Below are 15608 nucleotides of genomic sequence, written 5' to 3'. Positions count from 1 at the left end.
ATTTTAATAATGTCTAGATTACATTCCTCCCCATTCTTTTAAAGAGTCTGTATTCATTTTTACATAATCAGCATTTCCTGCTTTTGTAGCCAACTCTAAAGATTGTTTAGCAGCTTTAATCGCACCTTTTTTATCACCAGCTTTAGCGTTAATTAAAGACTGTTGACGTAACCACCAAAACTTAGGAGAATCCTTAGACATATCAATAGCTTTGTTCATCCAAGTAACCGCTTGGTTAATGTCTTTACCAGATTCTAAATAGTAACGTGCAGAAGCATAATAATCGTTTGCACTAGGTCCATTCATGGTCTTATTAATAGCATCTGTAACAGTTTTATCTGTTGCTACATCAATTTTCACAGCAACATATGCTTTTTCCCACATGATACCTAACATTGCAGAATCGTTAGTTAAATCGTCAAATGACATTGTAAACGTTTCAATATTCATCGGTAAGGTATAAACTTCTGCAGATACTTTAGCAACGACTTTAGACTCCTCTAATGTTTTAGGTGTTCCCCAATTATTAGTATCGCTATAGAATATAACGTCCCAACTCGTTTTGTTTGGTACTGTAAATACAGCATAAGATCCTGCTTTTAAAGCCTTACCTCCTATTGTAACATCACTTCCAAAGTTAATTATTGTATTATTATTTGCTCCTGTTCTCCATAATTTTCCAAAAGGAACTAGGTTTCCAAATATTTCACGACCTCTCATAGATGGTCTTGAATACTCTAAAGTTACATCTGTAAGACCAACTTTTTGTTCTATTTTCTGAAACGGACTAGGTTGAGGCGTCTCAATCTGAGCATTAACAGCAAAAGATACTGTTAATACCATAATTAGTGTGAATAATTTTTTCATGGTTATATTTTTGATTTTTATTGACGTAAAATTAAGCATAACTATAACCTTGTTTGTTAATAAAACCTTAAAATAACAGAAGACAATTTTTCTAATTGATATATTAATCGTAATATTGCGATATACAAATTAATTAAAAAAATGGGATTAGTTAAAACCGAAAAATTTTCAGATTCACAAAATCAAATTGCTCTATTTGCTAAAGCTTTTGGACATCCAGCTAGAGTGGCAATCATTCAACATTTATTTAAAATTAATACTTGCGTTTGTGGTGATTTAGTGGAAGAAATAGGTTTAGCACAACCTACAATCTCTCAGCATTTAAAAGAATTAAAAAAACTAGGCTTAATTCAGGGTACTATTGAAGGTACAAGTGTTTGTTATTGTATAGATACAGACAATTGGACTGCTATGAAAACCATTTTAAGCGGATTTTTAGACAACGATTTAAACAGTAATACTTGTTGCTAATACCAATACATTAATCATAATAAAAACATAAATTATGACATTATCAGAAATTAAAACACACCTATCAAAATTAGACACTATTTCATTTACATTACCAAACGGTAGCTTAGTACCAAGTCATTTTCATGTCACGGAAGTGGGACTAGTAACTAAAAATTTTATCGACTGTGGTGGTACAGTAAGACAAGAAAAGAAGGTTAATTTTCAGTTATGGAATGCTGATGACTATGACCATAGATTACATCCTGAAAAATTGGTTAATATCATTCAATTATCTGAAAACATTTTTAATCTAGAAGGTTTAGAGATTGAAGTAGAATTTCAAGGAGAACAAACGATTCAAAAATTCGGAATAGAGTTTCAAGACAATACATTTAAGTTAACATCATTATTAACAGACTGTTTAGCTAAAGACAAATGTGGTATCCCAGAACCTAAACAAAAATTGCAATTTTCTGAAATACAAGAAGGTAATTCTTGTGCGCCTGGATCTGGATGTTGTTAACATCATTTTAGAAAGACGAGGTAAAATTATTGGTATCTAAAATTCATTTAAAATGAATACAAAAATCAAAGACTATATAAACACGTTAACTGTTGAAACTATTACAGATCAACGTAAGGCTGTTTTACAACCGTTAATAGATTTTATTAAAAATAAAAAAACGACTAAACAACCTATAAACATTAATTTTATTTGCACGCATAACTCAAGACGCAGTCATTTATCTCAAGTTTGGGCACAAGTAATGGCAGATTATTTTAAGATTAATCAAGTTGCGTGCTACTCTGGAGGGACTGAAGCTACAGCACTGTTTCCTAAGGTAGCTGATACATTAACTAAAACAGGTTTTGATATTAAAGTAATTGCCGAAAGCAACAATCCTGTTTATAGTATAAAATTTGATGCTAATAGCCTACCAATTATAGGTTTTTCTAAAACATATGATGACACCTTTAATCCTACCTCTAACTTTGCTGCAATAATGACGTGCTCTCAAGCAGATGGTGGCTGTCCATTTATTACTGGAGCAGAAAAACGTATAACAATCACATTTGAAGATCCAAAAGCATATGATAATACAGAGCTACAAGGTGAAAAATACCTAGAACGCTCTACACAAATTGCTACAGAAATGAAATATATTTTTAATAAAGCAATCGCCTAAAACATATTATTTTTATAAATGTATTAACATCATAAAGTAGCTTGTAATAAGTTACTTTATGATGTTTTTTTATATCAAAAATTTAGCTCTCAAATTGAAGGTCACACAAAGTCTTGTTAAATTTTGTTTAACCATATTAAAATATCGTTAAACATTTTGTATCTTTATACCATCAAAATTTTATATGATGGCAAAAAAAGACAATTAGTTCAAACGACATAATCACATTTTACATGGATTACGTCCTTGAACACAATCATAAACCTAAAAGTATTTACGCTTTCGCGAAACAAAATAATTTTGACGAAGCTAAGTTTTATGAACACTTTGGTAATTTTGAAGCTATTGAAAAAGGCATATTTCAAGCCTTTTTTGATAACACACACAAAGCGCTTGAAGCAAGCGAAGACTATGCTAATTTTGAGCCAAGAAACAAACTATTAAGTTTTTACTTCACTTTTTTTGAAAACCTAACTGCCAATAGAAGTTATGTAATTTATGCGTTACATCAACACAAAAACAGCTTAAAAAATTATAAAATATTATCAGGTTTAAAAACAAGTTTTACACATTACATTAAAGATTTAGATATCGAATTAATTGATGTTAAACAAGAGCAATTAAACAAAATACAAGACAAAGGTTTGACAGAAACTGCTTGGCTTCAATTACTATTAACATTAAAGTTTTGGATGGATGATACCTCTGCTTCATTTGAAAAAACAGACATATTTATAGAAAAATCTGTAAACACAAGCTTTGATGTATTAAATATTGCTCCTTTAAAAAGTTTAATTGACTTCGGAAAATTCATTTTTAAAGAAAAAGTAAAAACAAGTTAATTATAACACTCACAATTAGAGTGTGTTGTAGGATACTATTTTAAGTATCAACCCATTTAAATTAAAAACTATTGAAAACGATAGACAAAATACCAACATCAAAAATATCTAGAGCAACCAAGTTGGTAACTACAGGTGCAAAAGTTGGTGTTAATTACATAAAATATTATGGTGATAAAATCACCAAAACAGAAGCCGAAGCTAAAGACAGACTTAACAAAAATAATGCTGAAGACATTTATGATAGTTTAAAACAGCTTAAAGGAAGTGCATTAAAAGTTGCCCAAATGCTAAGTATGGAAAAAAGTATTTTACCACAAGCTTATGTAGAGAAGTTTTCTTTAGCACAATTTTCAGTTCCGCCTTTATCTGCTCCTTTAGTTAGCAAAACATTTAAAAAATATTTCGGGAAACTACCAAGCCAAATTTACGACACCTTTAATCTTAATTCTGTAAATGCAGCCAGTATTGGCCAAGTGCATTTAGCCGAAAAGGATGGGAAAAAACTTGCTGTGAAAATTCAATATCCAGGTGTTGCAGATAGCATTGCTACAGATTTGGCTTTGGTAAAACCTATAGCTATTAAAATGTTTAATATTAAAGGTAAAGACTCGGATAAATACTTTCAAGAAGTCGAAAATAAATTAGTTGAAGAAACTAATTACATTCTAGAGGTACAACAAAGTAAAGCAATTGTAGAGGCTTGCAAGCACATACCTAATCTTAAATTTCCGGAGTATTATGAAGACCTGTCTTCTGAGAGAATCATTACAATGGATTGGATGGAAGGCGAGCATTTATCAGAATTTACGGCTTACAATACAGATCAAAACAAAGCCAATACTTTAGGGCAAGCGCTTTGGGACTTTTATATGTATCAAATGCATGTTATTAAAAAAGTACACGCAGATCCACATCCAGGAAACTTTTTAGTCTCTAAATCAGGCGATTTAATTGCTTTGGATTTTGGTTGTATGAAAACTGTTCCAGAAGAATTTTACGTTCCTTACTTTGAGCTTGCTAAGCCCAATGTGATTAACAATAAAACATTGTTTACAGATACAATGTACGAATTAGAAATATTAAGAAAAGACGATTCTGAAGAAGAGCTAGCATTTTTCTCTGCAATGTTTCATGAGTTATTAAGCTTGTTTACAAAACCATTTCATGAAGAAACCTTTGATTTTTCTGATCCAGAATTCTTTAATGCTATTTCAGAAATGGGACAACGTTACAGTAAAAGTAGTGAACTTAAAAAAATGAATGGAAACAGAGGCTCTAAACATTTCATTTATATAAACAGAACCTTTTTTGGATTGTACAATTTGATGTTTGACTTAAAAGCAAAAGACATAAAAATCAACAATTTCAAAAACCTTTAAATGGCATATTTTAGCAGACAAGACATAGATAACCTTGAGCATTTATATAAAATAAATTTAATTAATAGCTGCTCAGGGTTTAAAAGCGCTAATTTAATAGGTACAAAATCTGCAGATGATCAAGAAAATGTAGCTGTTTTTAGTTCTGTAACACACGTTGGTAGCAATCCACCTTTACTTGGATTTTTTTGTAGACCAACTACAGTAACTAGAAACACTTATAACAATATAAAAACGACTGGTAAATACACAATAAATCCTATCCAGTTAAATAATTTTGAAGATGCACATCACACCTCAGCTAAATATGACACCAATATTTCTGAATTTGATGTAACCAATTTACAATCTGAATATAAAGAGGGTTGTTTAGCTCCTTTTGTTAAAGATGCGCCTTTACAACTTGATATGACTTTTGTTGAAGACTACATTATTAAAGCAAATAATACCATATTAGTCATTGGTAAAATAAACGGAGTATATATTAATGACGATTTATTGGAACACGATGGCTTTATAAATTTATCAAAAGCCAATATTGCTGCAATAAATGGTTTAGATGGTTATGCCATACCGAAACTTGAAAAACGTTTAGAATACCAAAGACCTAAAAAATAAATAAAAAGTATAGAAAGACTCAACGTCAGTTCTAGTAATTTTTGAAGAATAAAAAATTATATCAAGAACAACAAATCACATAAAACCAAACCCATGAGAATATTAGTAACAGGAGCAACAGGCTACATTGGTAAGCGTATTATTCCGTTACTACTAGAGCAAGGTCATACTGTTGTTTGTGCTGTAAGAGGAAAATTAAGAACCGAACGTCAATATCCTGAAGAAGAAAACCTTCATGTTGTTGAGGCTGATTTTTTAAAACCAGAAACACTTACTAACATCCCTAAAGACATTGATGCGGCTTATTATTTGATACACTCCATGTCAAATTCTGTAGATCAATTTCATAAAATGGAAGAAGATTGTGCTGTAAATTTCAAAAATTATATTGAAACGACTAATGTCAAACAAGTTATTTACTTAAGCGGAATTACAAACGACACTAAGCTATCCAAACATTTATTATCCAGAAAAAATGTCGAAACAACCTTACAATCCAAGCATTATGCTTTAACCGTTTTTAAAGCAGGAATTATTGTTGGATCTGGAAGCGCAAGTTTTGAAATTATTAGAGATTTAGTCGAAAAACTACCTGTAATGATTGCTCCAAAATGGCTAAACACAAAAACACAGCCTATTGGTGTCAGAGATGTTCTTGCATTTTTAACCAAAGGTTTAGGTAAAACCGAATTATATAACACCTCTCACGATATTTTTGGGTCAGAAATTATGACTTACAAGCAAATGCTACTTCAATTTGCTGAAGCTAGAAAGCTTAAACGATACATATTAACCGTTCCAGTAATGACACCAAAACTATCTAGTTATTGGCTATATTTTGTAACCTCAACGTCATACAAACTAGCATCATCATTGGTAAATAGTATGGGAATTGAAATAATTGGTCAAAAAAGTGATATCAATTCTATTTTAGACATTCAACCTGTAAGCTACAAAAAAGCCATAAAATATGCTTTTGCTAAAATTGAAGGTAATGAGATTATCTCAAGCTGGAAAGATGCTTTAATTAATAGTCGTTTTAAAAAACGGGCTTCAACCAAATACCTTAAAGTACCAAAACATGGTTGCTTTAAAGATATTAAAGAGCAAAAAGTCCTTGACGAGCAACGTACTTTAGAAAAAATTTGGGCTATTGGTGGAGAAAACGGTTGGTACTATGGTACATTTTTATGGAAAATTAGAGGCTATTTAGATAAACTAGTTGGTGGTATTGGTTTACGTCGTGGACGTACTAATAAAACAGATATTAAAACTGGTGATGCATTAGATTTTTGGCGTGTATTATTAGCAGATAAAGACCAAAAAAGGTTAATCCTTTTTGCCGAAATGAAATTACCAGGTGAAGCTTGGTTAGAGTTTCAAGTCGCAAAAGGTAAAGTCTACCAACGCGCCACATTTAGACCTCGTGGATTAGCAGGAAGATTGTATTGGTATAGTGTTTTACCGTTTCATGGTTTTATTTTTAAAGGTATGATAAACAAATTAGCAAATGCCTAAAGGTATTAAAAAACAACATCTACCATCTAAAGACTGTTTAACCTGTGGACTTCCATTTAGTTGGAGAAAAAAATGGGAAAAGAACTGGGAGAACGTAAAATATTGTAGTCAAAAATGCAGAACAAACAAGACAAAACCAGCCTAATTTGGTTTAAAAACAATTTAAGAACACACGATAATATTTCGGTCACAAAAGCTTTAAATAATAGCGAAACTATATTGGCAATTTATTGTTTTGATCCAAGAGATTTTGCTACTACAACTTATGGCTTTAAAAAAACGGAGCGTTTTAGAGCTCAATTTTTAATTGAAACTGTAAAAGATTTAAAAATACAATTAGATAAATTAAATATTCCTTTATTCGTTTACACGGAAACTCCAGAACATGCCATTTCAAATTTAATTAAAGACTATAGTATTACTGATGTTTATTATCAGAAAGAATGGACTTCAGAAGAAGTTTCGGTTATAAACCAAGTCAAAGCATCTTGTTCAAAATCGGTAACTTTTAATGATGATTTTGATCAATTTTTATTTCATCCAGAAGATATTCCGTTTCAAACGGAAGCTTTGCCAAACGTATTTACACAATTTAGAAAACAGTGCGAAAAACATTGTAAAGTCAGACATTTAACTGAAATAATTTCAGCGAAAGCGAAAAAAACAAACATTACCAACAACACCACTATTCCTGATTTAAAAGATTTAGGATTGGACTCCATTACATTACAACCTAACAATGCATTTCCGTTTAAAGGAGGACAAACCGAAGCTTTAAAGCGTTTAAATAATTATTTTTTTGAAAGCAAAAAATTAGGCTTCTACAAAAAAACACGAAACGGATTGATTGGTACAGATTTTAGCAGCAAGTTTTCGCCATGGTTAGCAAATGGAAGTTTATCTGCTAAACAAATTTATTTTGAAGTCATGCGCTTTGAGCAACTTCATTTTAAAAATCAATCGACGTATTGGTTAATATTCGAACTGATTTGGCGTGACTATTTTAAATACGTCTCTTTAAAACATGGCAACCACATTTTTAAATTAGAAGGCATATTACAAAAACAGTACAATTGGTCTTCTAACTCAAGTAAAATACAACAATGGATTGAAGGTAATACGCCAGAACCTTTTGTAAATGCCAATATGATTGAACTTAAAAAAACAGGCTGGATGAGTAATCGTGGTCGTCAAAATGTAGCAAGTTATTTTGCTAAAACATTACAATTGGATTGGCGTATTGGAGCTAGTTATTTTGAAAGCCTACTTATAGATTATGATGTACACAGCAACTATGGAAATTGGATGTACGTTTCGGGAGTTGGCAACGATCCTAGAGATCGTGTATTTAACGTTAAACTTCAAGCCCAACGTTACGATGCCAATGGAAAATACCAACGCTTGTGGTTACAAGATACTCTGTTTTAGTTTATAGTATTTTTAACTCAAGTTGTAATCATTAATACACACACACTTACCATTTGAAAACACTAAGACTAATACTTGGCGATCAACTAAACAGTAAACACAGTTGGTATAAAGACAATCCAGATAACATTACATATTGTTTGTTTGAAATGCGTCAAGAAACTGACTACGTTAAACACCACATCCAAAAAGTGATTGGCTTTTTTGCTGCTATGCGTGATTTTGCAAACCACTTAAAAAATAATGGGTTTGAAGTGATCTATTTTAAGCTTGACGATAAAAATAATACGCAAGATTTAACAAACAATCTAAAATATTTAATAAATCAACATTGTATTACAAACTTTGAGTATCAATTACCAGATGAGTATCGTTTGGATCAACAATTATCAACTTTCAGTAACTCATTAGATATTAAAATCAAAGCAGTTTCTACAGAGCATTTTTATACCAAACGTCAAGATTTAAAACAGTTTTTTAAAGGTAAAAAACAATACTTAATGGAAAACTTTTATCGTGACATGCGTAAAAAACACGATATACTAATGGTTGCAGACCAACCTGAAGGTGGTAAATGGAATTACGATAAAAGTAACCGTAATAAATGGAAAGGAGAACATCCAATACCAAGTTATAAATATTATAAAAATAAGGTTGACGACATCGTTACTTTACTAAACACACAAGAGGTTAAAACCATTGGTGAATTTGACACTAAAACGTTTAGCTATCCTATTAACCGAGAACAAGCCTTAGACCAATTAAAATATTTTTGTGAAGAGCTACTAATTCATTTTGGCGACTACCAAGATGCTATGCATACAGACCAAGTCTATTTATTTCATTCTAGATTATCGTTTGCAATTAACCTTAAAATAATTTCACCTAAAAACGTAGTCGATACGGTATTAAATTATTGGCGCAAACATGGTCAAGACATAGCTATTAGCCAAGTAGAAGGTTTTATTAGACAAATTATTGGCTGGAGAGAATATATGCGTGGCATGTATTGGGCTTTAATGCCAGAATACAAAACACTTAACCATCTAGAAAACACCAATACTTTACCAGACTTTTATTGGACAGGAAACACAAAAATGAATTGCCTAAAACAAGCCATAACCAATAGTTTAGATAATGGTTACGCACACCATATCCAACGATTAATGGTAACAGGTAATTTTGCTTTACTAGCGCAAATAAATCCTGACGAGGTTGACGCTTGGTATTTGGGTATTTATGTAGATGCTTTAGAGTGGGTTCAATTACCAAACACAAGAGGTATGAGTCAATTTGCAGATGGCGGAAAAATAGCTACAAAACCTTACGTCTCTAGCGGAAGCTATATTAATAAAATGAGTAATTATTGTGACTCTTGTTATTATAACAAAAAAGAAAAATTAGGCGATAAAGCCTGCCCTTTTAATAGTTTGTATTGGAATTTTCTAGACGATAAACGTCCACAATTGGGCAATAATTTCAGAATGAAAATGATGTACAGTCTATTAGATAAAATGGACGCACAACAAATAAGTAGCCTAAAAGAAAGAGCACAACAAATTATTGAAAATCCTGATAGTTTTTAAAAATCATCACGATACAATTTTTAGAGAAAAAACTAAAAATCACTCGATGTGACGATTACGTAAAAGAATAGATAATAACAGAATTAGAAAAATAAAATAGACACGTAACGTCACTTCGAGTGATTTGTGAGGTACGAGCAAATTGTGTCGAGAAGTAATAAAGAGAAATCAATAAAAATGAAACAAAACCTAAGCATAGTGTGGCTAAAACGCGACCTTCGACTACAAGATAACGAAGCCATTACTAATGCTTTAAACTCAGGTCAGCACACGCTCCTACTCTATGTTTTCGAGGATTTTTTATTACAAGACAAACATTACAGCCAACGTCATTGGGATTTTGTAAAACAATCATTACAGGATTTAAACTCACAATTACAACCTTACAATTCTAAAATCTTAGTAGTTAACAGCTCAATAATTAGCTTAATTAAACAACTACAAATCCACTACACAATTACTCAAATCTTTTCTCATAAAGAAACTGGTATTTTATCTACCTTTAATCGTGATATCGCTTTCGCGGAATTTTTAGCCAACCAAAATATTACTTGGACAGAAAACGACAATAATGGTGTACAACGTGGACTAACTAATAGGCACAATTGGTACGAGCAATGGAATGATTTTATGATGCAAGCCGAGTTTCAGTTTCAACCGAAACCTAGCCAACTACTAAACATCAATCAAATTGAAACACTAGAAACCAAACTAAACATTGTTTCCGTGACAACGGAATATTCAAAAATATTTCAAAAAGGTGGCACAACAACTGGATTAAAATACATGCAATCGTTTTATAACGGTCGTTACCATAATTACATGTATCATATCTCAAAACCATTAGATGCCAGAACAGGTTGTAGTCGATTATCACCTTACATAGCTTGGGGAAATTTATCCATTAAACAAGTCATCAATGGTGCTTCAGACGTTGTAAAACATAAAACACATAAAAGACATTTAAATGCATTTGTATCCAGACTACGTTGGCAAGCGCACTTTATACAAAAGTTTGAAATGGAACATCAAATGGAGTTTAAAAGTGTAAACAAAGGCTATCAAGAACTTAATAAACCCGTTAATTTAAAATATCAAGAAGCCTGGAAAACTGGACAAACAGGTTTTCCGTTAGTAGATGCTTGCATGCGATCTTTACAAGAAACTGGCTATTTAAATTTTAGAATGCGTGCTTTAGTAGTTTCATTTTTCACACATAACTTATGGCAACCTTGGCAAGACATGAGCGAACATCTAGCCAGTTTATTCTTAGATTTCGAACCAGGCATACATTATCCACAAATACAAATGCAAGCTGGCGAAACTGGAATAAATATGTTACGCATTTATAATCCGTTAAAAAATAGTTTGGAGCACGATCCTGAAGGCACATTTATTAAACAATGGGTACCTGAGTTAGCAAATTTGGACACTCCGTTTGTACACGACCCAAGTACAATGACATATTTTGACCAGCAACTGACAGATTTTCAGCTAGGAAGAGATTATCCTTTTCCAATAGTAAACGAAAAACAAACAAGAAAATTTGCTAGTGATACACTTTGGAACATGAAAGACAATTCTTTAGTAAAAAAAGAAAGTAAACGCATACTATTACGACATACTCTTAACGACCGTAAACGCCTAATACCTAACAATAAGTAACTGTTATAATTGTATAAACAAATAATATGTTAATTTTTGTTTAACTAATTAGAATAAAGGTTAAACATTTTATATATTTGATATATATTAAAAATAACATCACATTAATTGCTTTTAAACACAACACATAACAATAAAGATAGCAACAAGTTAATAGATAATTTAGTTGGTAAACCATTTTCATTTTTACAAATAACAAAATTGAAAGGTATTGGATCTAAAAGAATGATTGTGGACGATACCAGCCCAAATATGGCATCAATTTTGAATACAGTTAGTGATACTAATTATGGTAATATAGAGTTAAGACCCAAAGGGATTTTAATACATATTACCAAAGGATTAAAAAATTTTACTTGGGCAATTCCGTATTATAAATTAGTAGTTTACAAGACCAACGGATCTAGTATACATTCAAATGGAAAATTTATTCATTTCAGAAATAACAAAACTTTTAGAGAAAATAAGAAGTTTTTTAATAAATTGATGAATGAAAAGGTGAAATTTGACGAACAATACAATTTTTCGCCATTTTAAATGAAAAAAGAATTTACAATAGAAGAAACCGACAGAATAATAGAAATGGCTTGGGAAGACCGTACAACTTTTGATGCTATCAAGTTTCAATTTGGTTTAAAAGAGCAAGACGTTATTGAATTAATGCGTCGTGAAATGAAATTGAGCAGCTTTAAAATGTGGAGGCAACGCGTACAAGGTAGAAGCACTAAACATAGCAAAAAAAGACCTTTTGAAGACGGTCGTTTTAAATGCTCTAGACAAAAACAAATTACACATAACAAGATATCTAAACGTTAGATAAATAAACAACCTGCTTTGATTTGGCATGTTAAACCAAATACAGCAATTAAAAAGACAAAATGAACAAACAAAACACAGTAGTAGATCATGACAAATACAGCCTTAATGGTTTTGATCATGAAGATATAGGTGACGATCACCTTTACACTGGACTTGAAACACCAATGAAAGCAGATGCTTTCAAGCTTTCGGACAGTGATAAAAAAGAAAGAATTGCTATTCTCTTTGAAGAAATAATGGATGTTTTGGGACTAGATTTAACAGATGATTCGTTAAAAGGAACACCAAAACGAGTTGCCAAAATGTATGTTGATGAAATATTTTCTGGATTAAACCCTCAAAATAGACCAAAAATTGCGTTATTTGACAACAAATACCAATACAATCAAATGTTGGTGGAGAAAAATATAACTTTCTACTCCAACTGCGAGCATCACTTTGTACCCATTATAGGTAAAGCTCACGTAGCTTATATTTCTTCAGGAAAAGTTATAGGCTTATCAAAATTAAACAGAATTGTACAGTATTATGCTAAGCGTCCTCAGGTACAAGAACGGTTAACAAATCAAATAGCAGAAGACCTAAAAGCAACATTAAATACAGAAGATGTTGCGGTAATTATTGATGCCAAACACTTATGTGTATCGTCACGAGGTATTAAAGATGAATCTTCTGCAACAGTGACGACGTTTTATGGTGGACAATTTAATACACCAGAAAAAATAGCCGAATTACAAAATTATTTAAAAGAGTAGCATTATGAGTATCGTAGAAAAAGCAATCGAATTTTCAGAAAGAAAGCACAAATTTATCACTACTAGCGATCGTATTCTTGCATCAAGAGAAGCTAAGGATTTAATCCTTGGAGTAAATGAACTTTACAAAGAAAACAAAGATCCTAAGTTAATGGATATTATGAAGGATTTAACCGCTATCAAACAAAAAATTGAAAAGCGTTTAAAAGGAAGACCATCTGCTGCATAAGTTGTAGATAACTATTAAATTACATATTAAGTGGTATTATTTAATAAGAGCAATCTTATTAATACCACTTTTTTATACCTAATTTTAAAAAAAGCTATGAAACATTTAGTCATTATTGGTGGTAGTAAAGGCATCGGAAAAGCCATTACAAACACTTTTTTAGAGACTCACAAAGTCACAAATATTAGTCGTACTACTCCAGATTTTAGTCATGAAAACTTAGCACATCACTCTTGCGATATTTTAACCGATGATTTACCTGATATTGATCAAGTAGATACGTTAATCTATTGTCCAGGAAGCATAAACTTGAAACCTATTGGTCGTTTAAAACTAGATGATTTTAGAGCAGATTTTGAAATTAATGTTCTTGGTGCTGTCAAAGCAATTCAAAAATATGTCGACCCTTTAAAAAAAGGTCAAAACCCATCTGTAGTATTATTTAGTACTGTGGCTTCAAAATTAGGTATGCCTTTTCATGCTAGTGTTGCTGCTTCTAAAAGTGCTGTTGAAGGTTTAGTAAAATCTATTGGAGCAGAATTAGCTCCAACAGTAAGAATTAACGCTATTGCACCAACAGTGACGGATACTGATTTAGCATCAAAACTGCTTCGTAATGATAAAATGATTGAAAACATGACGGAAAGACATCCTCTTAAAAAGTTTTTAAACCCTCAGGAGGTCGCTGATATGGCTCAGTTTTTAACTTCAGAAAAAGCAGCCTCAATATCTGGACAAATATTTGAAATGGATTGTGGGATAGTAAGCTTTAAAATATAATTATTTATGAATCCTTTAAAAGCATTTGCTGCTACATTATTTAGCAAAGATTCTGTAACTATAGATTATAACAATCTGCCTAGTATTTATGATATAAAAATCAATAATATACAAGGTAAACCTATAGATTTAAATCAGTTTAAAAACAAGCATATTTTATTTGTAAACGTTGCTTCAAAGTGTGGTTTTACACCACAATATAAAGACCTGCAAGAGCTTTATGACCTACACAAAGACAAGTTACAAATTATTGGTGTTCCTTGTAACCAATTTGGAAGTCAAGAACCAGGTACTGCAGATACTATAGAGTCGTTTTGTCAAGTAAATTATGGTGTTTCTTTTTTAATAACAGAAAAGATAGCAGTTAAAGGTAGACAACAACATCCTTTATACAGTTGGCTAACTAAAAAAGAGAAAAATGGCAAAAAGAGCTCTACAGTTAAATGGAACTTTCAAAAGTATTTAGTAAGTCCAGAAGGACAATGGTTAGACTACTACTACTCTACTACAAAGCCAAATAGTTCTAAAATAACTAAGTATTTAAAATGAAAATATTTAAAGCCTTAATATTATTTTTGATTATAAACTTTAGCGGACTAGCATTTGGTAGTTGGTTAATGGATAATGGTCCATTAACAGATTGGTATATTAATTTAAATCAAGCTCCTTGGACACCTCCAGGTTGGGTGTTTGGTGTAGCTTGGACGTTAATAATGATCTGCTTTTCGGTATATCTTGCGTATTTATTCAATACTAAAAAAACTAATTTACTAATACTGTTATTTGTAATTCAATTTATACTTAATGTTAGCTGGAATTACGTGTTTTTTAATCAGCATTTGGTTTCGGTTGGGTTAGTAATCATAAGTTTACTTACAGTGCTTATTTTTTCTTCTTTTTCAATTTTAAGAAAGATTTAAAAAAACGAAGCTATTTACTTTTACCATACATGATTTGGATGCTAATTGCTACCTCTCTTAATGCCTATATTCTTATAAACAATTAAACAGTTGTATCATGAAAATTTACAGATTACATAAAAAACAGAATTTACCAATTACAAAAGCTCAAGCTTGGGATTTTTTATCTGATCCTAAAAATTTAAAAGCAATTACTCCTGATTATATGAGTTTTGATATCTTATCTGGTGCAGATAGGCCTATGTTTTCTGGACAAATCATACAGTATATTGTTACACCAGTTTTGGGAATTAAAACAAAATGGGTTACTGAAATTACACACATAAAAGAAGGCGAGTATTTTGTTGACGAGCAACGTTTTGGTCCTTATGCATTATGGCATCATAAACATTTTATTAAAGAAATTGATGGTGGTGTAGAAATGGAAGATATTATAGATTATAAAATCCCATTGGGTCTTTTAGGTCAATTGGCACATCCTATTTTGGTTAAACCAAAATTAGAAGAGATTTTTAAATATAGAACAGAAAAATTAGAACAACTTTTTGGTAAATATTAA

Annotated in this window: 19 protein-coding genes and 1 pseudogene; 19 read left to right on the top strand and 1 reads right to left on the bottom strand. The window is 31.3% G+C overall.

The window, feature by feature from the left end; genetic code table 11:
• Positions 1–18 precede the first annotated feature (18 nt).
• Positions 19–867: a DUF2911 domain-containing protein gene (locus AC0L4B_RS10150; protein WP_473436798.1), complete on the bottom strand. Its 849-nt coding sequence runs from the start codon at positions 865–867 to the stop codon at positions 19–21.
• A gap of 141 nt (positions 868–1008) precedes the next feature.
• On the opposite strand from AC0L4B_RS10150, the gene AC0L4B_RS10145 reads away from it, so the two are divergent.
• The 19 genes and pseudogenes from AC0L4B_RS10145 (at position 1009) to AC0L4B_RS10055 (ending at position 15608) form a co-directional block, all read left to right on the top strand.
• The gene (locus AC0L4B_RS10145; protein ID WP_473436797.1) at positions 1009–1338 is read left to right on the top strand and encodes an ArsR/SmtB family transcription factor; all 330 of its coding nucleotides are present in this window, start codon (positions 1009–1011) and stop codon (positions 1336–1338) included.
• 34 nt (positions 1339–1372) lie between these two features.
• Positions 1373–1843 (top strand): DUF6428 family protein, encoded by a 471-nt coding sequence (locus AC0L4B_RS10140; RefSeq protein WP_473436796.1) that lies wholly within the window; start codon positions 1373–1375, stop codon positions 1841–1843.
• 52 nt (positions 1844–1895) lie between these two features.
• Positions 1896–2507, top strand: coding sequence for an arsenate-mycothiol transferase ArsC (locus AC0L4B_RS10135; protein WP_473436795.1), 612 nt, complete (start codon positions 1896–1898; stop codon positions 2505–2507).
• 233 nt (positions 2508–2740) lie between these two features.
• Entirely contained in the window at positions 2741–3349 is a 609-nt protein-coding gene (locus AC0L4B_RS10130; protein ID WP_473436794.1) for a TetR family transcriptional regulator C-terminal domain-containing protein, read from the top strand.
• A 71-nt stretch (positions 3350–3420) separates the two neighbouring features.
• Positions 3421–4731, top strand: coding sequence for an ABC1 kinase family protein (locus AC0L4B_RS10125; protein ID WP_473436793.1), 1311 nt, complete (start codon positions 3421–3423; stop codon positions 4729–4731).
• The gene (locus AC0L4B_RS10120; protein WP_473436792.1) at positions 4732–5349 is read left to right on the top strand and encodes a flavin reductase family protein; all 618 of its coding nucleotides are present in this window, start codon (positions 4732–4734) and stop codon (positions 5347–5349) included.
• A gap of 93 nt (positions 5350–5442) precedes the next feature.
• Positions 5443–6867, top strand: coding sequence for an SDR family oxidoreductase (locus tag AC0L4B_RS10115; RefSeq protein WP_473436791.1), 1425 nt, complete (start codon positions 5443–5445; stop codon positions 6865–6867).
• Between the two features lie 4 nt (positions 6868–6871).
• Complete coding sequence (locus AC0L4B_RS10110) at positions 6872–7012, top strand: DUF2256 domain-containing protein (protein WP_473439428.1); 141 nt, start codon at positions 6872–6874, stop codon at positions 7010–7012.
• Positions 6982–8295, top strand: coding sequence for a DASH family cryptochrome (locus tag AC0L4B_RS10105; RefSeq protein ID WP_473436790.1), 1314 nt, complete (start codon positions 6982–6984; stop codon positions 8293–8295). Before AC0L4B_RS10110 ends, AC0L4B_RS10105 begins: the two co-directional genes overlap by 31 nt.
• A gap of 53 nt (positions 8296–8348) precedes the next feature.
• Positions 8349–9881: a cryptochrome/photolyase family protein gene (locus AC0L4B_RS10100; RefSeq protein WP_473436789.1), complete on the top strand. Its 1533-nt coding sequence runs from the start codon at positions 8349–8351 to the stop codon at positions 9879–9881.
• A 177-nt stretch (positions 9882–10058) separates the two neighbouring features.
• Positions 10059–11546 (top strand): cryptochrome/deoxyribodipyrimidine photo-lyase family protein, encoded by a 1488-nt coding sequence (locus AC0L4B_RS10095; protein WP_473436788.1) that lies wholly within the window; start codon positions 10059–10061, stop codon positions 11544–11546.
• A gap of 108 nt (positions 11547–11654) precedes the next feature.
• Positions 11655–12083, top strand: coding sequence for a hypothetical protein (locus AC0L4B_RS10090; RefSeq protein ID WP_473436787.1), 429 nt, complete (start codon positions 11655–11657; stop codon positions 12081–12083).
• Positions 12084–12362, top strand: a complete 279-nt coding sequence (locus tag AC0L4B_RS10085; RefSeq protein WP_473436786.1) for a TIGR03643 family protein — start codon at positions 12084–12086, stop codon at positions 12360–12362.
• 62 nt (positions 12363–12424) lie between these two features.
• Positions 12425–13120, top strand: a complete 696-nt coding sequence (gene folE, locus AC0L4B_RS10080; RefSeq protein ID WP_028291360.1) for a GTP cyclohydrolase I FolE — start codon at positions 12425–12427, stop codon at positions 13118–13120.
• Between the two features lie 4 nt (positions 13121–13124).
• Positions 13125–13349: a hypothetical protein gene (locus AC0L4B_RS10075; protein WP_028291359.1), complete on the top strand. Its 225-nt coding sequence runs from the start codon at positions 13125–13127 to the stop codon at positions 13347–13349.
• A gap of 96 nt (positions 13350–13445) precedes the next feature.
• Positions 13446–14129 (top strand): SDR family NAD(P)-dependent oxidoreductase, encoded by a 684-nt coding sequence (locus AC0L4B_RS10070; RefSeq protein ID WP_473436785.1) that lies wholly within the window; start codon positions 13446–13448, stop codon positions 14127–14129.
• 6 nt (positions 14130–14135) lie between these two features.
• A complete protein-coding gene (locus AC0L4B_RS10065) occupies positions 14136–14678 on the top strand; it encodes a glutathione peroxidase (RefSeq protein WP_473436784.1) in 543 nt (180 codons plus the stop codon).
• Positions 14675–15135 (top strand): annotated as a pseudogene (locus AC0L4B_RS10060) (TspO/MBR family protein). Before AC0L4B_RS10065 ends, AC0L4B_RS10060 begins: the two are co-directional and overlap by 4 nt.
• Positions 15136–15146: 11 nt before the next feature.
• Positions 15147–15608, top strand: coding sequence for an SRPBCC family protein (locus AC0L4B_RS10055; protein WP_473436783.1), 462 nt, complete (start codon positions 15147–15149; stop codon positions 15606–15608).

It is taken from the genome of Olleya sp. NP1-10, assembly GCF_055804415.1.
This window is presented reverse-complemented; position numbering and strand designations above follow the sequence as displayed.

Bases quoted from the DNA above. Each gene is read 5' to 3' on its own strand.
- AC0L4B_RS10150 (WP_473436798.1), bottom strand. From the start codon at position 867: ATGAAAAAATTATTCACACTAATTATGGTATTAACAGTATCTTTTGCT.
- AC0L4B_RS10145 (WP_473436797.1), top strand. From the start codon at position 1,009: ATGGGATTAGTTAAAACCGAAAAATTTTCAGATTCACAAAATCAAATT.
- AC0L4B_RS10140 (WP_473436796.1), top strand. From the start codon at position 1,373: ATGACATTATCAGAAATTAAAACACACCTATCAAAATTAGACACTATT.
- AC0L4B_RS10135 (WP_473436795.1), top strand. From the start codon at position 1,896: ATGAATACAAAAATCAAAGACTATATAAACACGTTAACTGTTGAAACT.
- AC0L4B_RS10130 (WP_473436794.1), top strand. From the start codon at position 2,741: ATGGATTACGTCCTTGAACACAATCATAAACCTAAAAGTATTTACGCT.
- AC0L4B_RS10120 (WP_473436792.1), top strand. From the start codon at position 4,732: ATGGCATATTTTAGCAGACAAGACATAGATAACCTTGAGCATTTATAT.
- AC0L4B_RS10115 (WP_473436791.1), top strand. From the start codon at position 5,443: ATGAGAATATTAGTAACAGGAGCAACAGGCTACATTGGTAAGCGTATT.
- AC0L4B_RS10105 (WP_473436790.1), top strand. From the start codon at position 6,982: ATGCAGAACAAACAAGACAAAACCAGCCTAATTTGGTTTAAAAACAAT.
- AC0L4B_RS10095 (WP_473436788.1), top strand. From the start codon at position 10,059: ATGAAACAAAACCTAAGCATAGTGTGGCTAAAACGCGACCTTCGACTA.
- AC0L4B_RS10085 (WP_473436786.1), top strand. From the start codon at position 12,084: ATGAAAAAAGAATTTACAATAGAAGAAACCGACAGAATAATAGAAATG.
- folE (WP_028291360.1), top strand. From the start codon at position 12,425: ATGAACAAACAAAACACAGTAGTAGATCATGACAAATACAGCCTTAAT.
- AC0L4B_RS10075 (WP_028291359.1), top strand. From the start codon at position 13,125: ATGAGTATCGTAGAAAAAGCAATCGAATTTTCAGAAAGAAAGCACAAA.
- AC0L4B_RS10070 (WP_473436785.1), top strand. From the start codon at position 13,446: ATGAAACATTTAGTCATTATTGGTGGTAGTAAAGGCATCGGAAAAGCC.
- AC0L4B_RS10065 (WP_473436784.1), top strand. From the start codon at position 14,136: ATGAATCCTTTAAAAGCATTTGCTGCTACATTATTTAGCAAAGATTCT.
- AC0L4B_RS10055 (WP_473436783.1), top strand. From the start codon at position 15,147: ATGAAAATTTACAGATTACATAAAAAACAGAATTTACCAATTACAAAA.